The sequence below is a fragment of the Neobacillus niacini genome (assembly GCF_031456445.1).
Classification (GTDB): domain Bacteria; phylum Bacillota; class Bacilli; order Bacillales; family Cytobacillaceae; genus Neobacillus; species Neobacillus niacini_I.
Genome location: NZ_JAVDUQ010000050.1, coordinates 1 through 21,358, shown reverse-complemented (window position 1 = coordinate 21,358; position 21,358 = coordinate 1). Strand labels below are relative to the sequence as shown.

Below are 21,358 nucleotides of genomic sequence, written 5' to 3'. Positions count from 1 at the left end.
ATAAACAATTTTATTTTGACTTTCCTGCATCAGGCATTGTAATGGTTGAAATAATCCTTCTTCGTCTATCTTGGGACGGCTCATTTTGTAAATACTCGCTATAAACATTTCTTACTTTCCCAAGCATCTCATTGAACTCTGAATCACTCAGTTGAAGATGGAGTTGTCGAAATGATATCCCATCTTCTACTAAATCATAATAATCTTGATTAATATATCTTTGGAAATCACCCAATAAAGAAGATATGAATTTAATAAATAACTCCATATGTTGTTCTGGTGTCATCTTTTTCAAATCGTTGATAGTAATATTAGCGCCTTCCTCTTTCATACCATATACTTTCTCAACTGTTCCACGAATTTTATGTTCCTCAACTACTTCAATAACATGTGCATTCTCTAGTTTTCGAAGATGCCGATATAAAGTTGCTTGGGGTACATCTGTTAATAGTTCTTGAATCTGTTGTGTTGTTAATCTTTGGTCATTAATTAAACATTGTATAATACGCATTCGAATGGGATGTAATATGATATCTGCTTTAGCACTTGCCATGTCGGTCACTCCTTCTAATGATGTGTTAGTACCATTTTCTCTCTAATTTTACTTATAAACACAATTGCTGCAACTACAGTAATAACAAGTAACAGTTCTACAACCCAAATAGATATGACTTGCTTTTGAACAAGGGCTGCTGAAAAATCAATGATTGCATGTAATAAAATAGCTAGTAGGAAGATGATATTTTTCTTTTTTCTTATACCTTGAAGCACAAGTAATGATAAAGCAATCTGTATAATAAATGCACCAATTCTTTCAATCCCTCCTAAATAGTACATGTGCCATGAAGTATCAGTTAGTTGGCTTTTAAGTTGATCAGCCATCCCACCTGGCAGTGATGCCGCTATTTGTGTATCAAAGTTGCCTGAGTTGATAAGCACTGAGATTAAAATAAATTGTACAGAGGCAAACATACCGACAAAAATTGCTTCAATCCCGCCATGCCCTAAACCATAAGCAAGACCATCTTTATAATCTCGATTTAGCTTAAGAAAAAATTTAAAGCCGATTATTCGACCAATCTCTTCAAAAATTCCGGCCATAAGTGCACCATAAGTGGCATATAACCATGGATTTTCAAACCAGTCCATCGTTGTTGGATTCACCTGAAGAACGTAGACATGAATTAGTTTCTCTAAAATTTGAGTAAAAACAAAAAATATGATTGCTCCTATAAGAACTGGCTTTAATGAAATGTGATGTTTTTTTCGAAGGTAAATAAAAACAACTAAAGGCAACATGAATGAAAGAATCCCCTGAAACACCATGCCACTTATAGCAATATTTGAAACCATTTTAATCCCCCTTAACTTTGTTACTATATTTTATATTATTATCATTATCGATTATGGTAATAATATAAAATAATTATAAGTAAAATGCAATACTTAATTTTATAATTCCGTGCTTTACTTTTTGAAAATTTCCCTTAAATAAAAAATAGACGCATTCCTTGTTAGAGAAACGCGCCCTTTAATTGAAGAAGTCTGACCTCGTATGATATTTGCAACTGAGTAAGCCTCCTGTCCATTCGCGATCAGAAGGCTTTGTTTGTTCGTAGAGTGGAAGTCTTTTTGCTAATACTGCGGTTGCTCTGCTGGGACGTTCACTTGGAAAATAACGCCGAACTTGTCCTTTACTTGCCCATACAAGGGGCTCCAATCCGTCTTCTGAAGGGGCATAATGACTTGTCCTCCGTCTTCCAAAGCGGCGAAGATTTCTCTAGCTCTAGCCTCTTCTTTAGGATGGATGGCCATCTCAATCGTATTGCCTGGCTGATAAGGCATGCCTTCGTAAGTATCGCTGAACATGAGATCTGCATCTCCGACTTTCAAGTGTGCATGCATAACGCGAACCTTCATGTCATCCGTCAATGAATGATTCGGGTCCGCCGGCATATCTCCGAACGTCATGATACCCATCACTTTCCCGCCAAGCGCTTTCTCGTAAAAATGGACCGCTTCTCTCGCATTACCGTCAAAAATTAAATAAGGGTTCAAACTAATTGACATCATTCAACAGCTCCTTAGTTCTAATTTTTTTACAATGCTTAAGTAATTTCCAAGTGGTAGTAACCACCAACTATTATTACCATAATCATACTTTATAACATAGAACGTACGTTCGTCAACAAAAACATAATTGAAACTAATAATTTTTTTCGTTATACGTACATTCTTTTTGACGATAACGCACGATTATAGAAAGATCCAATCTTATGAAAGAAAAGCGCCCGATTGCGGAAGACTTATCTTATTGAAAACCAATCAAATTTTTATAACAAACATACGTCTCTTCTTGCAGAGGCTGGTGTCTCACTTGAACAAATCATGTACAGGCTTGGTCTCACCAATGATCAAATTACGATAAATGTGTATCTCCACGTAACGCAAGAATTAAAAAAAGAAACTTCCCAAAAGTTCAGTGAACTTATGAGAAGCCTCGATTAATATCCTCAATGTTAGCAATTTGTTAGCAAATCTCTTAAAATCCTTATATACCAAGGGGGTGAGCAGCTATCACATCATGCCGCCCGTAGGCTGAGAGTGTGTAATTTCTTTAACGTCGCGTACGAAAAGTGCGGTATATCAAGGTTTTTGAAAATCGCCGTTGTAACATCTTTAACGGGAATTTACTGTTTTTTAGAAATAATTTTTATTTCTTCTTCTGGGTATTTATCAATTTCTTCATTATACTCTAAAGTTAATAATTAACCATAATAAGGATCCCATAAACGAAAACAGCTATAGGGAAAATAATAAAAATCCAGTTAAATAGTTGTAAAACTCTTAACAAAAGAATTTTCTTTTTTCCTGCTAATTTTCTAATGTATATAAAAGAAATCAAACCAATTATAGGTGTAAAGAAACCAGTTACTCCGTAATTCGGATCAGAGGCATCGATTAATTCTTCAATAAGGAAAGCTGAGAATATAAGATTGATAACTAATAAAAACAATAGAATCAATAAATTTACTTTTTTAATTGTAATATCAGCCAATTAAAAACCCCCCATCTTATAACTTTAATTAATTGTCCTCTTAAAATTATTTTTATTACGCACAAAGAGCAAAGTAAACAGCTGCCTTGAGATGATGTACGCAAAAGCACCAATTGGAACGGCATACAAGTCCAGCCACAAGCTGTCCTGATACTGTTCCGGATGCTTAAACAGCAACGGCGTCTGGATTCCGCCAAATAACAATGATGGCACCAAAAAGAACAGCCAAGGATTTAACAGCCATTTCGACTTAATTTGACTGGCAAGGACTTCATACAAAACCTCGGCAGTCCCGGCGATGAGGGTTACTATGAGCATCCCCATCAACACACTGTAAAGCGGCAAACTATTATCAAATTCTGGATGATAGTATTCCATAGCAGAATAGGAAACAAGGCATAAAAACCCGGTAACAAAAATAACGCACCACACGAACCGAATTGGTTTATAAAATGGGAAAACAGCCCTCTTTAACTCCCGATTCAATTTACCTTGATTACCAAAAGATTCAATAGCCAGACGGACCGCCTTTTCTTCAGAATATCCTTTAATTAAAAGTTCTTTAACATGGTCCTGAAGGTGTATAAAAATTTCTTCCCTTAATTCCTTCTGTTCATCGTCGGGCAAATCCAAGGTGACTTCCTTTACATACTGTTCGATCTCCTTCAAGTTAATCCCTCCACTGTATTTTCTATCAACGTATTGATTTGTTTCCAGTTCTGCAGCTTCTCTGCCAAAACAGTACGCCCAGTTTTGGTAATAGAGTAATACTTTCTACGGCCGCCATCCGATTCCTGACTCCAATACGACGTCACACATTCCTTGTTCTCCAGCCTCTTTAATGCGGGATACAGTGTTCCTTCATTCATATGGTAGGCATCATGGCTTAATATCCGTAATTTTCTTGTCATTTCATAACCATAGCAATCCGCTTCCGCTAATAATGAAAGCAATAAGATTTCAATACTGCCCTTCAGCAGCTCCCTGTCCATAATATTCCCTCCAATTTTTTACATTAACATTGTATAACAATCTACATCGTATAACAATGTAACATTTAAAATAAAATCCAATTTTACCATTAAATGCATTAAATTCATTGCTGTTCACTTTGTTTATCACATAAAGAATGATTCACTCACTAAATCGGGCATAATGAACATTTGACAAACACCGTACTCAAATAAATAGTATTTTTTCATATAATTGCACTTATACGGAAACGAACATCTAGCAATAGTCGTTATCTTTAATTAACTGGTAGTTGTTAATAAGGTAAATAATACATATTATTCTAAAATGTGGTATTGTGGTAATGGTTTATTTTATCTGGAGGAGGAAACACAATATTAGGAACTGATGTAGAAAAGGTTGGTAATGCATTACTGCGGAAATATACCTATTCTCCCCCAAAAATTAAGGATTCAACTAAATTAATTGATGTGGTTGATGAACATGGTAATGTGGTATGTAAATTTAAAAGAACTTACAAAAATTTTATAGTAAGAATGGTAACTTATTTGAGAAGTTTTGATTGGTATGCCCAAATTGACGTTTACTCCATTGATGGAGAACTTGTATATAAGTGTAAAAAGACAACTAAGTGGGTTGGGCATCCATATTATCAAGTTTTCAACTGTAAAACCAATGAGGTGTTTCAAATAACCTATAAAACTTGGCAAAAAATTGCACCTGAATTCCTCATTACAAGTCAATCAAATGAATTTAAAATGAAAAAAGAAGTAATGGATTGGGTAAGGTTCTATTATAAAGGTAAAGAAGTGGCAATATGGAAAATGAAAACTACAGAATGGTTTAAGACTTATTTAGAAATTGAAGAAGACTGTCCTATCCAAAGTCCAGAATTTTTTATTTGTCTTTTTCAATGTATTTTTTATGTTGGAGACTAAATAATTATTTTATGTTGAGTTATTTGGTCGAAAAGGTATCTAAAAATAATAGCAAATAAGTTTAGTAACTTAATGAAGGACCTCTCATTACACCTCATTGACTAATTTATTATTTTTTTAGGATAAATATACAAAAAAGGAGTCTTTGGACACATCTTATTCCCTTAAAGCAAAGATACTGATTACTTAATTTCAGCAAAAAGCTATTCGAATAATTCTATTACTTTTATTTATTATACAAAAAACTGTCGACAAATCCGAAGTTTTTCGGATTTGTCGACAGTCTAGGACCACCCAAACTTGAGTAGCTCTTTTGTTACACACAGTCTATTACTAAAAAATCATCAATTTCTCCTTGAGCGTATAAGATATTTCCTTTGAGGATTCAAAATTAATTGGACAGCTTGAAAATATTTTATTATTAATCTTTAGTGTAGGATAATAATGATTAAAAATAAATTTTAAAAAAGTATTAAAACAGATTGGCCTAACGGTATTCATTCTCGATTTATAATGTTGAGTGTGGATATGAGCTTTAGGATGATCTTCAGTATCATTATCTTTATCAAAATCAATACGTACTGGTGACCTCATCCTAAAGTTTTCCGTATCCTCTAAAAACAAACTAACTATTTCAGCAGGTGAATCTTCTCCGTTATCTCCAAAATCAACTTTAACAGGACATGGCCACCACAACAAATTTTGTGTGATCAACTTATTATGCTTAAAGGTAAACGATGCTCTTATTATAGAATAATCATTCATTAATACGTGATATGCTCCACTTTCTAAAATAGCTAGGTATTGCTTAATAGTTAAAAAGGCATTACTACTTACCTCTCTACCACCTATATGGTTAAACCAGGAAATCTTAGAAATATCATCGGCCTCATTATATTCGACGTTAACAGGATTATAGAATTGGATGAGATTTAGACTTAATAATAATTCCAAAGAATTATCAATTTGTTCTTTTAAAGCTAATACATTCTTATTTAACGTCTTATTCTTCAAACTCATCTTCATCTTCTTTTGCTCTTAGTGTATTTAACAATGCTTGGAGTTGTGGCATAGTACTTGGATCTACTAACCCCTTTTCAACAAGCTCAATCAACTCATTAATACTAGAATTAGCTCTATTGATCTTTTTCTTATCCTCTTCGGTTTTATCCCCATGTATCAATCTCATTCTGTCTAATTCTTGAATAGTTGGTATCTTAAACTCCAATTTGTAATCACGTCTAATACATTCTTCTATTTCACTCTTTATTATATTCATCTCTTGTCCTACTCCACAGATCTTCACCCATGCTCTAGATCGTGTAATAGCAGTAAATAACGTATTCCTTAACCTTATCATTTCAGAGCCTCTAGCACAGTGTTCAGAATTTACTACATATACCTTAGGAGCTTCATTCCCTTTAGCGCGGTAAATATGAGCACAAGTTACTGTATCATCTACTCTGAAAGTATCTCTATCGGTTGTTATACCTGCTAAATTAGATTTAATATTTTTGGACAAAAGAAATCTTCTAAACTCCATATATTCACTCTTTGAATAATATGCATCTGGGAATATTACTAATATATCATCATAGTCCAATTCTTCCTCCACTATATCATTTTCGATTTGATCAGCTACCCATCTATATTGCTCATTAACATCCCTAAAACCTCTTACTTCTATAGCATCATCAGCACCTATTAATTCATCAAAATAAGTTGGGGATGAATCTTCTTTCCTTTTTAAAGAAACGTCTTTTCCATACTCTAGAATACCTGTAACTTTCCTATAACCGATGTCATCCCATAAATCAAGATCTTTAAAGAGTTGTACCAACCCACCCTCTCTATAGATACCAAATCCTAGTGCATGGGCAAGGGTTAAGGTCCATCGAGAGTTTCTATAACAAATTGGTAAAACTATATCTTGTTGAGCTTTGTTTTTAGCCCCATCAAGAGTCACTAGAGGATTACCATGTTCATCATCCCCAAATAACTCTCTAACATCTGGCATACCCGCGTTTGTCAAATTTTGTAATTCATCATATGCAAAGACAATTCTTTTCGGGTCTTTTGTTATTTTATAACAGATTTTAAAGAAGCTTATAGGTAAGTCTTGTGCTTCGTCAATTAAAATCGCATCATAAACCGGAGGATGATTATCACTCATGAGCAGTAATAATTCTTTACAAATACCTTCGAAAGCATTATCTCTTCCGTATTTGGCTTTTGCATTATTAAAGGTTATTGGAGTAATGTTTAAATCTCTAGCTGTAATTGAATATATTCCGATTTCATTTCCAGTACCCCATGAATGTAAGATATGTAACTTTTTAAAGTTGGGTTCATGTCCTAGATATTCAAATGAGAAGTTCGTTATCATTTCTCTAAACTGTTGTCCAAGAGCCCTTGAATAAAAAGTTACTGCAATATCCCATTCAGGATGTTGTGCATGTAAATATGCAGCTTTTAATGCCAATACAACTGTCTTTCCTGATCCAGCTAACCCCCTTACTCTTTGTGGGCCTTCTGGTACTTCAAAAGCAGCCTTTTTTTGCCACTGATCTAAATTCGCAATCTCTTTTTCAATTATTTTCATTTTATTCCCAAGAGAACTTGCTTTTTTCACATTTCCTCTATCTTTCTTGGGCTTCATTGTAGAAACCTTTTGTAGCGCCTCTTGAAGCCTATTAAATAATCCTTGATCAAATTCCTCTAGTTCATTTAACTTGGAATCTAAATTACTAGGATTAGCAAATAAATATTCATTTCCATTATGCTCGTTAGGTAATAACCCCATTTCTTGAGATGGGAAAAAAGTAATTACATTAGGTTCAAAAGCTAACTTTCTCCCCTTTCTTAGAGAGTTATACTGTGTTAAAGTATTCTCTAATTGATAAAACATTTTGTCATATTGGTCATATACTTCCTCTTGGCTTCCTGAAGAAAATATAAATGCCACTAAACCAAATTTCTCAGACACTAATAAAGCATCAACAGTTATTACATTCTGGTCAGCGGCTTTTAATAAGTAACCTAGGAATAAAGTTCCATCTAAATCCTTATCAACATTTTCCTGTAAAGTTTTAATTAAAATATCCGATGCTTGTATATTTTTTATAATACCTCTAACGATATCTAACTTCATAAATTCACCTTCCATACTTTTTAACTTAATGGGGAATTTTTTCTTTAATAGCATTATTTAAATTAATAGCGTTTAGTACATGGTTTGCACTCTCTATGCACCAAAGTTTAATTATATTTTAACTCCTATTAATAGCTATGTACATTATAGTTCTATTATCTACAATGTTTATTTTATTAAAGATATATAATGAAAAGTCTAATTTTTAAATGAGTTCATTACTTTTATGAGGAGGACAATGTAAGGTATTTTTATAGAAGAACATTGGGGAAATTAATTATAAATAATAAGCTTCCACTAAGTTCAGTGAACTTAGTGGAAGCCCTAAAAGACACCGTCTAAAAATATCGGTCACTTTTTCGGATACTACAAATCATATATCAGTTTGTAAATCCTCATAAATCAAGGGTTTGATAGGTGGATTACATCATGCCGCCCATTCCACCCATGCCGCCCATATCAGGCATTCCAGCCGCACCAGCTGGTTCTGGCTTGTCAGCAACAACTGCTTCAGTTGTTAAGAACATAGCCGCAACAGATGCTGCATTTTGAAGTGCAGAACGAGTTACTTTAGTAGGATCAACGATACCAGCATCAATCATGTTTACCCACTCGCCAGTAGCAGCGTTGAAGCCTGTGCCAACTGCTTCACGCTTTAAGCGATCAACAATGACAGATCCTTCAAGACCAGCATTTTGAGCGATTGTGCGAACTGGCTCTTCCATCGCACGAAGTACGATGTTGATACCTGTAGCGATATCGCCTTCTGCTTGGATTTCAGCTACTTTGCTGTATACGTTTAGAAGGGCAACACCACCACCGGATACAATACCTTCTTCAACAGCTGCACGAGTCGCGTTCAATGCATCTTCAATACGAAGCTTACGCTCTTTTAATTCTGTTTCAGTTGCAGCACCAACTTTGATAACTGCTACACCGCCAGCTAATTTAGCTAAGCGCTCTTGTAATTTTTCACGGTCAAATTCAGAAGTAGTTTCTTCTAATTGAACACGGATTTGGTTCACACGAGCTTGGATTTCCTCAGTAGCACCGGCACCTTCAACGATTGTTGTGTTTTCTTTCGTTACAACAACCTTAGAAGCGCGTCCTAAAGATGTGATTGTTGCAGTTTTAAGATCACGGCCAAGTTCCTCAGTGATCACTTCACCGCCAGTTAATGCAGCGATATCTTCAAGCATCGCTTTACGGCGATCTCCAAAACCAGGAGCTTTAACAGCTACAGCATTGAATGTTCCGCGGAGCTTGTTCACTACTATAGTAGATAATGCTTCACCTTCGATATCTTCCGCAATCAATAATAATGGCTTACCTTGCTGAACAACTTGCTCAAGAACTGGTAAGATTTCTTGGATGCTGGAGATTTTTTTGTCAGTGATTAAGATATATGGATTTTCTAAGACAGCTTCCATTTTATCAGTATTGGTTACCATGTAAGCTGAAACATATCCACGGTCAAATTGCATACCTTCTACAACATCAAGCTCAGTTGTGAATCCTTTTGATTCTTCAATTGTGATAACACCGTCGTTGCCAACGCGCTCCATAGCTTCAGCGATTAATTGGCCAACCTCGTTATCATCAGAAGAAATAGCAGCTACTTGTGCAATAGATTCTTTGCCTTCAATTTGTTTTGAAATAGTTTTTAATTCACCAACGGCAGTTGCAACTGCTTTTTCAATCCCTTTGCGGATTCCCATTGGGTTTGCACCAGCAGTTACGTTCTTTAAGCCTTCGCGAATCATCGCTTGAGCAAGAACCGTTGCAGTTGTTGTACCGTCACCAGCCACATCATTTGTTTTGCTAGCTACTTCGGCAACAAGCTTTGCACCCATGTTTTCGAATGCATCTTCTAATTCGATTTCTTTTGCGATCGTTACACCGTCATTAGTGATTAAAGGGGAACCAAATTTTTTCTCAAGAACCACGTTGCGTCCTTTAGGTCCAAGAGTTACTTTTACTGCATTTGCAAGTGTATCTACACCTTTAAGCATTGAGCGGCGTGCATCTTCACTAAATTTAATCTCTTTAGCCATTGTTCAAAAAACCTCCTCTTATTTTTTAAAACTGTATTTTTTACTCGCCGATTACAGCAAGGACATCGTTTTCACGTAGTAGTAAATATTCTGTACCCTGGTATTTCACTTCAGTACCAGCATACTTTGAGAAGATAATACGATCGCCTACAGAAACTTCAAGTGCTACACGTTCGCCATTTTCAAGCACACGGCCTGTTCCAACAGCAACAACTTTTCCTTCCTGAGGCTTTTCTTTCGCTGAGTCCGGTAAAACGATACCGCTTGCAGTTTTTTCTTCTGATTCGACAAGCTCAATGACAATGCGATCACCTAATGGTTTTAACAAATCAAACAACCTCCTCAAAAATATATGTAATTCTGTCATTATTAGCACTCCTTACACCCGAGTGCTAACACAATTATTATAATAATGAATTTGCCAATCTTTTGCAAGTTGGATGCATAAATTTTTTTATAAAAAATTACAGAATAGTCTCACTTAACCCAAAAATGCCCACAACCTTAAAAGTATATGATTCCGATGAAATTCTATACCATCCATTTGAAAAAATCCTTCTAAATTGAAACAAGACCGGTTTTAAGAGTAGAATGAAGCATACGCAGAAAATTTTTAGTGGATTCTAAAAGGAGAGAAACGTTTGAAACGGGAATATTGGATAATCTTAATTGTTTATATTGCCATGCAGTTTTCAAGTCTTGCTGGAGTTCCTTTACTGATGTACGGCTTTAGCGTAACCGGAATCAGCGGGAGGCTTGCAGTCCCTATTTGGCTGGTGATCAGTTTTTCCTTAGCACTTATTATTACCCTGATTATTTTACGGAAAGAAATGCGGAATAAGAGGAACGAAAGAGGAACCTCCTTGGGTCTCTCGATTATTTGGGCGTTTTTTGGTGTCTTCTTAGCACTCTTTGCGCAAGCGATCGCCGCCAATATCGAAAGGCTGATTGGCGTGGAAATGGGCTCAGAGAATACAAAGGATATCATCCATATTATCGAGACGTTCCCGCTTGCTATCCTGGTCAGTTCGATTTTCGGTCCGATTTTAGAAGAAATCGTCTTCCGGAAAATTCTTTTCGGCACGCTATATAAACGTTTTAACTTTTTTATATCAGCTTTCATTAGCTCGGTCATTTTTGCTTTGGCGCATATGGAACCGGAACATGTTCTTCTTTATTCAGCAATGGGCTTTACCTTCGCGTTTCTTTATGTAAAAACAAAACATATTTTAGTACCGATTTTTGCTCATGTGACGATGAATACAATGGTTGTCATTGTTCAATCCGCTTACAAAGACGATATTGAAAAATTAATCCGGGATGCAGAATCGATGCAAAACTTTATCGGAGGATTTTTATGAGACGTTCACCCCTGATTTCCAGCCTGATTTACTTCCTGCTCGGAAGTTTATTTACATACTTTGCGATTCATGATGTAAACCAAAATGGCTGGGGGTTTTTCAGCTACCTGCTTGTCCTATTAGCGACATTTGATTTCGGCTCCAGCCTTAAATTATTTTTCTTTTACATGAAGTATAAGGATCAATTGAAAAAATAAAAAAAGTTGCCTCAAATGATGTTTGGGGCAACTTTTTTTAATAGAAAATAGACTTTTACGTGTTATAAACTAGTAATTTCGATGACTTTTTTCCGGCAAAAAATTTTTATCTGCGATAAAATGAACTTTATCTGCGATAGTCAACGATTTATCTGCGATAAGCATCATCTTATCTGCGGTTCTCCCCCATTTATCTGCGTATCGGCCATCAAAATTCCGAGCAGCAGACCGGCAACAACAAATCCTAATTTACTTTCCTTCGCAACCATTCCATTCTCTTTTAAATCTTATTTGACATTTTCACTGTTGCATTTGAATCTTGGATAAAATCATCCTTATACTCTACCAATCGGATTATACAGCCGGGACCAATCCTTACCTTATTGCCCCTTACGATATCAGCTTTCGTATTTTCCAAATAAAGATCGTCGCCTTCAATCACCTTTGCTAAAAGAGTACCTTCTTCCCCTACAAAAGGTAAAAGAGAGTTTCTTTTTCTTTTAATCGTTATTTTTCCGCCGCCGATTTCCTCCACACGGCTTTCCCCGAACCGCAAAGAAACTTTAATCGTATCGGCAGTTAACAACCCTTTAATTTCAAATCCTCCACTTGAGTCAAACGTTTCATATTCGACATCACCTGCAACTGCGATACTGCCTTTAATATTGGCTGTATCACCATTAAGGCTTTCACCTGCATCCAGCGTTCCAAGGATTTTTATTTTTTTCAATAAGGCTTTGCCGCCAATTTCCATCGTACCCATTACCAGCAATTCTTCTAACTCGACATTTCCTTTTACTTCTGCTTCACCCATCACTTTCATTGAGCCTGTTTTAAGATTTTCCGCAACCTCTGTAGTACCATAAACTTTAAACACAGAAGCTTCGACATCATCAACGATCGTGCCCTCGCCGCGGACACTTATTTTATCGTATCGGCCGCCCGGATAACTTCCTGACCCGTTAATGATCAGATTTTCTTTACCCTTCATTTCTATCTCCCCCCTCATTACCTTTTCTTGTTTTCGCCTACAACCGCACTCGGATCGATTGCGAGCTCATCCGTATATTCAATAAACCCAATTTCACAATTTTGGCCAATCGTGACATGGTTCCCCCGCACAACTGCAGCCTTCGTATTTTCAAGATAAATGGTATCACCCTCAATTACTTCCACTTTTAATTGAGTTTGAAAAAGGGATTTAAAGATCCCAAACCAAGACGGCTTATATTTCACAACAATCGATTGCCCGCCAATTTCCTTCGCCTGACAATCTCCAAAAATCTTAATGTCCACTTCGTCGGCATTTAACAGACCGCCAATCGTAAACATGGATTCAGCCTTAAAAAGTTCCGCCTCGCAATCCTCTTCCACTGTCAGCTTACCTTTTATTTTTATTTCTTCTGCTTTGACTCTGCCGCCAACAGTAGCTTTTCCAGCCACCTTTACTTTCTCAACTATTAGGTTTTTTTCAATTTTTGCTGTGCCATCAACGGAAAGGTCTTTAGCCTCAACGGTTCCACTTATTTTTGCCATCCCATTAATTTTGGCAGTTTCTACGATGATGTTTCCTTTTACTGCCCCTGTGCCATTGCATTCAAATTCCTTACATTCGATATCACTGTTTACCGTTCCTTTTCCGTTCAGAGTTACCTTCTGGAACTGTCCGCCATTCGATGCCCCAAAGCCATTTATGACCAGGTCTCCCCTTTTTTTCGTCTCCATTCCCATTCTCCTTTATAATAATTTCAATTTCATTTCTTCCATACAGGCCAATAGCGACAGCTGGCTCACGATTTTCGTTCCTCGTTCAAAATGGAAGGATTCTGTATTGATGAACAAAAGACAGGAGGATACCCCCAGCTTTCTGGTAATCACCAGTTCAGCACTCTTTTGCTTTATCAACGGCGCTTGATCCTTTAATACCTGAAGTACCATTTTCCCTTCCTCGAGGTTAATTTCACCTGATTGCAGCAGCTTTTCTAACACAAACACTTCAAGCATTCTCGAAAAATTAAATTGTAACCCACCTTTTTCATTCTCTAAGTAAAAATTTATAACTGACTCTGAAACAATGTTTCGTTTTATTAATTCATCTTTTGTTAGATTTAAGTCAGATACATTGGGAGAAAACATATCAGCAAGTTCATCCAGTGATAGGTTTTCTTTCATTGTTTGAATTTTATTGATTCTGTCTAGGATTTTTTCTTTTGGAAAAAAGGTTTCCTGTCCAGTAAACGTAGATTTCCGGATAAACCAATCCTCCGGAATCAGATCCTTCCGTTTCCATCTGTACAGCTGTCCATAGGAGATTCCTGCTAATTCCAATAAATCTTTTTTCGATATTAACTCCTCATTCATCATAAAGACCCCTTTCACATCACTAATGTAACATAACACTGTTACGTTGTAAAGGGAGCTTTGTTTTATCTAAATAAAAAACCTTTCCATTGTCATGGAAAGGTTTATCCTCAAGCTTATTCTGCTATTTCCGCTGTCGGGTAATGCTTTAAAAAGTAAACAAGTGATTGCAGTTCTACGGCAAGATCAATGTGGTGAACCCTTATGGAAGATGGGATATTTAATCGGGCTGGTGTGAAATTTAGGATTCCTTTCACTTCTGCACTTACGAGCCTATCGGTTATCGGTTGGGCTACTGGAGCTGGAACAGTTAATATCGCCACTTGAATATTTTCCTCCATAATATACTTCTCTAAATCGTCCATATGATAGACCGGTACCTCACCGATTGTCGTGCCCATTTTATTTGGATCCACATCAAAGGCGCACGTAATCTTTGTATTATTATTTTTTAAAAAATTATAGTTTAAAAAGGCTGTACCAAGATTACCAACCCCGATTAACGCAACCTTTGTTAATTCATCCTGGTCCAATGTCTTTCGGAAAAAGGTTAATAAATAATTAACATTGTAGCCATAACCTTTTTTCCCAAGGGCGCCAAAATAGGAAAAATCTCTGCGGATTGTTGCTGAGTCCACTTTTACCGCTTCACTTAATTCGGCTGAGGAAACCCTTTGTTTCCCTGAAGAATACAGATTTTGAATAAATCGATAATATAAGGGTAGTCGCTTTGCTGTTGCCTGTGGAATTTTCATTGTTTCGTTTGTCATATTCCTCCTGCACCCCCGCATAAATAGTTTCGTTCATGTTTTTTAAAAAACATCAGTTCTTTTAAAATCACCGTTTTTACCGCCGGTTTTTTCAACTAAATAGGTCGGTCCAATCACCATGCCCTTATCGACTGCTTTACACATATCATAGACGGTCAGCGCACATGCAGCTGCGGCTGTTAGCGCTTCCATTTCAACACCTGTATTCCCTTTTGTTTTAACGGATACGGCAATACTTAATTTATACATCTCTTGCTGATCAGGTTCCCAGGAAAAAGAAATATTAACCCCTGTTAATGGAATAGGATGACACATCGGAATAATATCCCATGTCTTTTTTGCTGCCATAATACCAGCAACCTGTGCTACAGCAAGGACATCTCCTTTTTTCATCTCATTGTGGGTAATTTTCTTAAATATTTCTTGACTGACGGTAATACTGGAATGAGCTAATGCGGTGCGGGCAGTCTCCGGTTTATCACTTACATCCACCATTTTTGCTCTGCCCTCTTCATTAAAGTGAGTAAATTCTGCCATTAATAAATTCCTCCTTTCAAATCATACACTATTTTTCGGTCTATGTGTGTGAAACTTTGAGCGAATCATTCTTATAATTTTAACATTTTACCAACATTTTTTTGCTGATGCAGCCTGTGCGGTCCGCCCTTTATTGCCGACACTCTAGGAATACGGTACACTATCTCTATGTAATAGAGGTGAAAAAACAATGATTTTATTGCAAGTGAATCAATTAGCAAAATATTATGGTGCTGACCTTATTTTATCGAATATAAAACTGGAATTACAAACGCGGGACCGGGTCGCTTTAGTCGGACGAAACGGAGCGGGAAAGTCGACGTTGTTAAAAATTATCGCCGGGCAGCTGTCACATGATGGTGGGGAGATCATCAAGCCCAAAGAAGTAACCATTGGGTATTTAGCACAAAATACGGGCTTAGAGTCGAATTTGTCCATTTGGGAAGAAATGCTGACCGTGTTTGAACCACTACGCGCGATGGAAAAAAGTTTGAGGCTGCTTGAAGAACAAATGGCAGACCCTGATGCAATCGCCGACACAAACAAATATGAGCGGATTCTAAAAGAGTATGACCTGCTTCAAGTGAAGTTTAAGGAACAGGGAGGATATCAGTATGAGGCGGATATTCGCTCTGTATTGCATGGGTTAAATTTCCCTGATTATTCCTTAATGATTGCGTCTTTAAGCGGAGGTCAAAAAACCCGTTTGGCCTTAGGGAAATTGCTGTTGACCAAGCCGGATATTTTAATTTTGGACGAACCGACCAACCATTTAGATATCGATACCCTTTCCTGGCTGGAGCAATATCTGCAAAGTTACGATGGGGCGATTTTGATTGTATCCCATGACCGTTATTTTTTGGACAAGGTCGTAACACAGGTCTACGAGGTTTCTCGGAAGCAAATCCAAAGATATGCCGGTAATTATAGTTCTTACCTTGACCAAAAAGCGGCCAATTATGAACGTGACCTGAAGCTTTATGAAAAACAGCAGCAGGAAATTGCGAATTTACAGGATTTTATCCAGAAGAATTTAGCTCGGGCCTCAACGACGAAACGCGCCCAGAGTCGCCGAAAAAAGCTCGAAAAAATAGATGTTATGGACCGTCCATTAGGGGACGAAAAATCAGCTTCCTTCTCGTTTGAAATTGAAAAGCAAAGTGGAAATGATGTTTTAACAGTCGATTCACTGGCTGTCGGATATGATGGAGAAAAAATTTCAGAGGGAATTTCCTTTCGGGTATTCCGCGGAGAAAGCATCGCCCTAGTGGGTCCCAACGGAATCGGAAAATCAACGCTATTAAAAACAATCATTAAAAAACTACCCGTTTTGTCCGGAAAGATTCTTTATGGGACAAGCCTTGCGATTGGGTATTATGATCAAGAGCAAGCCGAATTGACCTCTAATAAGCGTGTTTTAAATGAATTGTGGGATGATTATCCACTCAAAAGTGAAAAGGAAATTCGCACAGTTTTGGGCAATTTCTTATTTTCCGGGGATGATGTATTAAAAATTGTTTCTACCTTGAGCGGCGGCGAGAAAGCACGGCTTGCGCTTGCGAAATTAATGTTAGAAAGGGCCAATCTATTAATTTTAGACGAGCCTACCAACCACCTGGATTTGGATAGCAAGGAAGTTCTTGAGAATGCCTTAATCGATTATCCAGGAACCATTTTGTTTGTTTCCCATGACAGATATTTTATTAACCGTATTGCTACAAAGGTTGTCGAATTAAATCAGGATGGCAGTAAAGAATATCTTGGTGATTATGATTATTTTTTAGAAAAAAAACTGGAACAGGAAGAGATTGCAGCACTCGAGGCGGCTACTTCAGCTGCGGCTAAAAAGACCGGGCAGGAGGAGTCTTCTGAGAAGAGCACTTATCAACAGGATAAAGAAAGTAAAAAGCTCGAGCGGCAGCGAAAACGAAAGCTAGAAGAGATTGAGATGAAAATTGAAAGCCTTGAGGAACAAATTCAAGGTTTTGAGGAGCAATTATGTGACCCGGAGATCTTTCAGGACCACGAAAAGGTTTTAGAAATTACCGAGTTGAACGGAAAAGCAAAAGCGGAGCTTGAACACTTGATGGAAGAGTGGGCAGAGCTGGCGGAATAAAATATGAGTTCGTCCTTCATCGGTGTGGTGAAGGACATTTTTTTGGGTGTTTGGGGTGATTTGGGGTGTTTGAGAGCTTGATGAAGACCTTTTTCTTGGCCTTTGAGATGGGTTTTGGGCTTCATCGGCTTTATGAAGACCATTTTCCTACTCCGATTAAGCGATTTTGTCCTTAATAGTTCTCTTTAAACATCTCCCGTGTTCCCCCTAGGCATTTTTTCCACAGAGTTAAAAAGATCTCTAATCCAAATATCAACATTTATCAACAAATTATTCGATAAGATCAATAGAAATTCAAAATTAATCGACATTTTCCGGCAAAATCATAAGACTTTGCGGTAGGTTTTTGCTCTTCAATTAAAAAAATGTTAACATGTCCACTATATCCACAAACTTATTCACATACTAAAGAGTAACAATTGCAATGTTTTTTAAACTTTTCCACATTATCCACAGCAAACACTATACTTATCCACATTATTAACACTATGCACAGCTTTATCCACTAAATTTGAATTGCTAGAAATGTCGAATAATATTTTATCCACAAAAAAAGCTCTTCTTATAAACAGAAGAGCTAATCATTATATAATTCAATCTCCAATCCTGGGATCGCATTGAGCGAAAGTTCTGCACGAACACCTTTTTCGAACATAATACTTCCTGCCGCCGCAATCATCGCTGCATTATCTGTGCATAAAGATATGGGAGGTACAACTAATTCTATCTCGGGATAATGGGAGAATATCTCTTCCAAAGCGCTGCGAAGCCCCTTATTCGCTGCAACACCTCCAGCTAACAATACCTGTTTCACATTATATTCAATAGCAGCTCTCTCCGTCTTTTTCACAAGCACATCAATCACGCTTTCTTGAAAACTCGCAGCAAGGTCTGCCGGTGCGATGATCTCGCCGCGCTGCTCAGCATTGTGAACAGTGTTAATAACAGCTGATTTTAACCCGCTAAAACTAAAATCATAAGATCCTTCCTCCAACCAGGCACGCGGTAAATCAATTGTCGGGCTTCCTTCATGGGCTAGACGGTCGATATGCGGTCCCCCGGGATATGGAAGGTTAAGTGTTCTTGCCACCTTGTCATAGGCTTCCCCTGCAGCGTCATCCCTTGTCTCGCCGATGACCTCAAAATGACCATGTTCTTTCATGTAAACAAGCTCTGTGTGCCCGCCTGATACAACAAGGGCAAGTAGCGGAAACTTCATTTCTGTTACCAAGCGGTTCGCATATATATGCCCGGCAATATGATGAACCGGTACAAGCGGAAGATTATGGGCAAAGGCAAGAGCCTTTGCTGCATTGACCCCGATTAATAAGGCTCCTACCAATCCAGGTCCTTCTGTTACAGCAATCGCATCTAAATCCGAAAAGGAGAGTTTTGCCTGATTTAATGCTTCTTCAATTACAATCGTTATTTGCTCCACATGATGTCTGGAAGCAATCTCGGGTACGACCCCACCAAATCTTTTATGACTTTCAATTTGTGAGGCAACGATATTAGCGGCGATCTCCCGTCCGTTTTTAATAATCGCCACTGCTGTCTCATCACAGCTAGTTTCAATTCCTAAAATCCACTGGTTTTTTTTCATAATTTCACCCACATTACTAAAGCATCTTCCTGATTATCGGAATAATAATTTTTCCGGATTCCGCCGTTTTGAAAGCCGAACTTCCGGTAAAGGGATTGGGCAATCTGGTTGGTCACTCTCACTTCCAGGGTCATACTTTTTGCCCCCATCTCTCTAGCTACAGACATCATTTTTTGCATTAAGGCTTCTCCCAGCTTCTTACCTCGATATTCCGGAAGTATGGCAATATTGGTTATATGGGCCTCATCGATAACAATCCAAGCACCACAATATCCAATAATTTTATCGTATTCTTCAAGAACAATATAGACTGCAAATTTATTATTATTAAGTTCATTATAAAAGGCTTCACGGCTCCATGGGGTCGAAAAGGATGCATGCTCCACTTCTAAAATCTGATCAATATCCTCTTCCCTCATATAACGAAAAACAAAAGAATCTACCATAATTCCCTATTCCTGTCCTTTAGAAATTTTCCTATTTGCTTCTAACCACTTAGCTTCTGCTTCAGCTAAACGAATATAATTCGGTACAAAAGAATGGATATCATCTTCACGTTGATTTTGACCTAATAAGGCTAGCTCCGATGGTCGGGGATTATGTTCCGTCATAGCTGCAAATATAGCCTTAGATCCTAAAATTTCTGCTATTTTCTCTTGGTGAATAAGCAGGTCATTTCCGACAAAGAGAACAGGCTTATCCATTTTTATTAAGCTTTGTGCCCAATCATCTAACATGATTAATTGATCCTGTTCAATAGTTTTGAGCTCATTATTTTTATATAGGTATAACCCCGTATAAACTTGTCCTCTTCTTGCATCAAATAACGGGGAAACATATCCATCAAAGTAACGTCCGGTTCCAGAAGCCAAAATTTCTAGACTTGAAACACCCACAAGTGGAATTTTCAATGTCCAAGCCAGTGTTTTTGCAATCGTTACTCCAATCCTTACACCCGTATAGGAACCAGGTCCTTTTGCCACAACCACTTTTGTTAGATCGGCAGGCACACGGTCACAATCCCGCATTAACGTCTCTATTGCAGGCATAATTCGAATAGAATGGTTTTTTTTCAAATTCGTCATATATTCGCCAAGTACTTGATTTTCTTCTAATAGTGCGACACCGAGTGCATAATTAGAAGTATCAATTGCTAAAATCGTCATGAAAAAATCTCCTTACATAATTGCTCATAACGTTCCCCTTTTGGAACGAAAACCATTTTTCTATTTTCTTGACCCTCATGGTACAAGTAAACTGTCAACCGTTCCGATGGCAGCTGCTCTTCAATTAAATGAGCCCATTCCACTACTGTAACTCCATTCCCTTCAAAGTATTCATCGAAGCCTAGGTCTTCAAAGGAATCTGCTACCCGATACACATCCATATGATAGAGCGGCATTCTGCCGGCATATTCTTTTATGATTGTAAAGGTTGGACTGTTTACTGTCCGCTTAACTCCTAAGCCTTGAGCCAATCCTTTTGTAAAGGTTGTTTTTCCTGCACCCAAATCCCCTTCAAGAGTTATAACATCTCCAGGCAGCAAATGCTCTGCCAATTTTGCGGCAAAGTTTGATGTTTGACTGGAATCCGTTGTATTTAGTTCGTATTGATTCATTCCATCACCTTTTTACTTTAACATGACATTATCTACATTTTACCTTATTTACGTGCAAAAAAACCTTAGGATGTCTCCTAAGGATAAAAAATATATAAGCTGTTAAATGCTTTTAAATAAAAAAAGACGAAACCAGGTTTCGTTTTTTAAAAAGACAATTATGTAACGGTCTGGACGGGACTCGAACCCGCGACCTCCTGCGTGACAGGCAGGCATTCTAACCAACTGAACTACCAAACCAAATTGCGGAGGCAGGATTTGAACCTGCGACCTTCGGGTTATGAGCCCGACGAGCTACCAGACTGCTCCACCCCGCGATAGTAAAAAGTATTAAGTTTGAATCATGCTCCAAGCTTAACGACCGCCCCGATTTCAGAAAGCTTATTCAAGATGCGGCTCAATCGGTGCGCTGTGGATAATTCGAAGAAGCTTATTCGAACGTGCTCCACCCCGCGATAGTAAAAATATTACATGTCCATACTATTATATGTAAAAAACTATAAAGTATGTATGTTATTTAAAATAACAGCCTGGCAATGTCCTACTCTCACAGGGGGACAGCCCCCAACTACCATCGGCGCTGAGAAGCTTAACTTCCGTGTTCGGTATGGGAACGGGTGTG

Annotated in this window: 23 protein-coding genes, 2 tRNA genes, 1 rRNA gene and 1 pseudogene; 5 read left to right on the top strand and 22 right to left on the bottom strand. The window is 37.5% G+C overall.

The window, feature by feature from the left end; all coding sequences use genetic code 11:
• Positions 1 to 10: 10 nt before the first annotated feature.
• The 3 genes from J2Y67_RS25725 to J2Y67_RS25715 all read right to left on the bottom strand — a co-directional run bounded on the left by J2Y67_RS25725 (position 11) and on the right by J2Y67_RS25715 (position 2,070).
• Positions 11 to 553, bottom strand: a complete 543-nt coding sequence (locus J2Y67_RS25725) for a helix-turn-helix domain-containing protein (RefSeq protein WP_310178721.1) — start codon at positions 551 to 553, stop codon at positions 11 to 13.
• 14 nt (positions 554 to 567) lie between these two features.
• On the bottom strand, positions 568 to 1,353 hold the full coding sequence (locus J2Y67_RS25720; RefSeq protein WP_310178718.1) for a YhfC family intramembrane metalloprotease: 786 nt from the start codon (positions 1,351 to 1,353) through the stop codon (positions 568 to 570).
• A gap of 282 nt (positions 1,354 to 1,635) precedes the next feature.
• A complete protein-coding gene (locus J2Y67_RS25715; protein ID WP_310178733.1) occupies positions 1,636 to 2,070 on the bottom strand; it encodes a VOC family protein in 435 nt (144 codons plus the stop codon).
• Between the two features lie 273 nt (positions 2,071 to 2,343).
• Between J2Y67_RS25715 and J2Y67_RS28200 the strand changes: the two are divergent.
• A pseudogene (locus J2Y67_RS28200) lies at positions 2,344 to 2,508 on the top strand (site-specific integrase); the annotation flags it as partial.
• A gap of 253 nt (positions 2,509 to 2,761) precedes the next feature.
• On the opposite strand, the gene J2Y67_RS25710 reads toward J2Y67_RS28200, so the two are convergent.
• From J2Y67_RS25710 to J2Y67_RS25700, 3 genes are read right to left on the bottom strand one after another with little or no spacing between them, the layout of a single operon-like run.
• A complete protein-coding gene (locus tag J2Y67_RS25710; RefSeq protein ID WP_310178715.1) occupies positions 2,762 to 3,058 on the bottom strand; it encodes a hypothetical protein in 297 nt (98 codons plus the stop codon).
• A gap of 24 nt (positions 3,059 to 3,082) precedes the next feature.
• A complete protein-coding gene (locus J2Y67_RS25705) occupies positions 3,083 to 3,727 on the bottom strand; it encodes a permease prefix domain 1-containing protein (RefSeq protein ID WP_310178714.1) in 645 nt (214 codons plus the stop codon).
• On the bottom strand, positions 3,724 to 4,050 hold the full coding sequence (locus J2Y67_RS25700) for a PadR family transcriptional regulator (RefSeq protein ID WP_310178712.1): 327 nt from the start codon (positions 4,048 to 4,050) through the stop codon (positions 3,724 to 3,726). Before J2Y67_RS25700 ends, J2Y67_RS25705 begins: the two co-directional genes overlap by 4 nt.
• A 393-nt stretch (positions 4,051 to 4,443) precedes the next feature.
• Between J2Y67_RS25700 and J2Y67_RS25695 the strand changes: the two genes are divergently transcribed.
• Positions 4,444 to 4,968 (top strand): tubby C-terminal domain-like protein, encoded by a 525-nt coding sequence (locus J2Y67_RS25695; RefSeq protein ID WP_310178731.1) that lies wholly within the window; start codon positions 4,444 to 4,446, stop codon positions 4,966 to 4,968.
• A gap of 333 nt (positions 4,969 to 5,301) precedes the next feature.
• On the opposite strand, the gene J2Y67_RS25690 is transcribed toward J2Y67_RS25695, so the two are convergent.
• From J2Y67_RS25690 to groES, 4 genes are all read right to left on the bottom strand, one after another.
• Positions 5,302 to 5,994, bottom strand: coding sequence for a DUF2290 domain-containing protein (locus J2Y67_RS25690; RefSeq protein ID WP_310178707.1), 693 nt, complete (start codon positions 5,992 to 5,994; stop codon positions 5,302 to 5,304).
• Positions 5,972 to 8,173 carry a DEAD/DEAH box helicase gene (locus J2Y67_RS25685; protein WP_310178703.1) on the bottom strand — a complete coding sequence of 734 codons (2,202 nt, stop codon included), beginning with the start codon at positions 8,171 to 8,173 and terminating at the stop codon, positions 5,972 to 5,974. Before J2Y67_RS25685 ends, J2Y67_RS25690 begins: the two co-directional genes overlap by 23 nt.
• 368 nt (positions 8,174 to 8,541) lie before the next feature.
• Complete coding sequence (groL, locus tag J2Y67_RS25680) at positions 8,542 to 10,173, bottom strand: chaperonin GroEL (RefSeq protein ID WP_310178702.1); 1,632 nt, start codon at positions 10,171 to 10,173, stop codon at positions 8,542 to 8,544.
• Positions 10,174 to 10,213: 40 nt separating this feature from the next.
• On the bottom strand, positions 10,214 to 10,501 hold the full coding sequence (groES, locus tag J2Y67_RS25675; RefSeq protein WP_310178700.1) for a co-chaperone GroES: 288 nt from the start codon (positions 10,499 to 10,501) through the stop codon (positions 10,214 to 10,216).
• 313 nt (positions 10,502 to 10,814) lie between these two features.
• Between groES and J2Y67_RS25670 the strand changes: the two genes are divergently transcribed.
• Positions 10,815 to 11,534 (top strand): CPBP family intramembrane glutamic endopeptidase, encoded by a 720-nt coding sequence (locus J2Y67_RS25670; protein WP_310178699.1) that lies wholly within the window; start codon positions 10,815 to 10,817, stop codon positions 11,532 to 11,534.
• A complete protein-coding gene (locus tag J2Y67_RS25665; RefSeq protein WP_310178697.1) occupies positions 11,531 to 11,731 on the top strand; it encodes a YdiK family protein in 201 nt (66 codons plus the stop codon). Before J2Y67_RS25670 ends, J2Y67_RS25665 begins: the two co-directional genes overlap by 4 nt.
• Positions 11,732 to 12,011: 280 nt before the next feature.
• Here the strand turns inward: J2Y67_RS25665 and J2Y67_RS25660 are convergent, their stop codons facing one another.
• From J2Y67_RS25660 to moaC, 5 genes are all read right to left on the bottom strand, one after another.
• On the bottom strand, positions 12,012 to 12,722 hold the full coding sequence (locus J2Y67_RS25660) for a cytoplasmic protein (RefSeq protein WP_310178695.1): 711 nt from the start codon (positions 12,720 to 12,722) through the stop codon (positions 12,012 to 12,014).
• A gap of 17 nt (positions 12,723 to 12,739) precedes the next feature.
• Positions 12,740 to 13,456: a polymer-forming cytoskeletal protein gene (locus J2Y67_RS25655; protein WP_310178693.1), complete on the bottom strand. Its 717-nt coding sequence runs from the start codon at positions 13,454 to 13,456 to the stop codon at positions 12,740 to 12,742.
• Between the two features lie 12 nt (positions 13,457 to 13,468).
• On the bottom strand, positions 13,469 to 14,092 hold the full coding sequence (locus J2Y67_RS25650) for a YhbD family protein (protein WP_310178692.1): 624 nt from the start codon (positions 14,090 to 14,092) through the stop codon (positions 13,469 to 13,471).
• Positions 14,093 to 14,208: 116 nt separating this feature from the next.
• Entirely contained in the window at positions 14,209 to 14,862 is a 654-nt protein-coding gene (locus J2Y67_RS25645; RefSeq protein ID WP_310178689.1) for a redox-sensing transcriptional repressor Rex, read from the bottom strand.
• A 42-nt stretch (positions 14,863 to 14,904) separates the two neighbouring features.
• Entirely contained in the window at positions 14,905 to 15,399 is a 495-nt protein-coding gene (moaC, locus tag J2Y67_RS25640) for a cyclic pyranopterin monophosphate synthase MoaC (RefSeq protein WP_310178687.1), read from the bottom strand.
• A gap of 190 nt (positions 15,400 to 15,589) precedes the next feature.
• On the opposite strand from moaC, the gene J2Y67_RS25635 reads away from it, so the two are divergent.
• Positions 15,590 to 17,515 (top strand): ABC-F family ATP-binding cassette domain-containing protein, encoded by a 1,926-nt coding sequence (locus J2Y67_RS25635; RefSeq protein ID WP_310178685.1) that lies wholly within the window; start codon positions 15,590 to 15,592, stop codon positions 17,513 to 17,515.
• Positions 17,516 to 18,092: 577 nt separating this feature from the next.
• Here the strand turns inward: J2Y67_RS25635 and tsaD are convergent.
• The 7 genes from tsaD to rrf form a co-directional block, all read right to left on the bottom strand.
• Positions 18,093 to 19,118 carry a tRNA (adenosine(37)-N6)-threonylcarbamoyltransferase complex transferase subunit TsaD gene (tsaD, locus tag J2Y67_RS25630; protein WP_310178683.1) on the bottom strand — a complete coding sequence of 342 codons (1,026 nt, stop codon included), beginning with the start codon at positions 19,116 to 19,118 and terminating at the stop codon, positions 18,093 to 18,095.
• Entirely contained in the window at positions 19,115 to 19,564 is a 450-nt protein-coding gene (gene rimI, locus J2Y67_RS25625) for a ribosomal protein S18-alanine N-acetyltransferase (protein WP_310178680.1), read from the bottom strand. Before rimI ends, tsaD begins: the two co-directional genes overlap by 4 nt.
• Positions 19,565 to 19,570: 6 nt before the next feature.
• The gene (gene tsaB / locus J2Y67_RS25620) at positions 19,571 to 20,284 is read right to left on the bottom strand and encodes a tRNA (adenosine(37)-N6)-threonylcarbamoyltransferase complex dimerization subunit type 1 TsaB (RefSeq protein WP_310178677.1); all 714 of its coding nucleotides are present in this window, start codon (positions 20,282 to 20,284) and stop codon (positions 19,571 to 19,573) included.
• Positions 20,281 to 20,736, bottom strand: a complete 456-nt coding sequence (tsaE, locus tag J2Y67_RS25615; RefSeq protein WP_310178674.1) for a tRNA (adenosine(37)-N6)-threonylcarbamoyltransferase complex ATPase subunit type 1 TsaE — start codon at positions 20,734 to 20,736, stop codon at positions 20,281 to 20,283. The genes tsaB and tsaE overlap by 4 nt, the downstream gene beginning before the upstream one ends.
• A 166-nt stretch (positions 20,737 to 20,902) precedes the next feature.
• Positions 20,903 to 20,976 (bottom strand) — tRNA-Asp (locus J2Y67_RS25610).
• A gap of 3 nt (positions 20,977 to 20,979) precedes the next feature.
• Positions 20,980 to 21,053 (bottom strand) — tRNA-Met (locus tag J2Y67_RS25605).
• A 211-nt stretch (positions 21,054 to 21,264) separates the two neighbouring features.
• Positions 21,265 to 21,358, bottom strand: a 5S ribosomal RNA gene (rrf, locus tag J2Y67_RS25600); the annotation flags it as partial.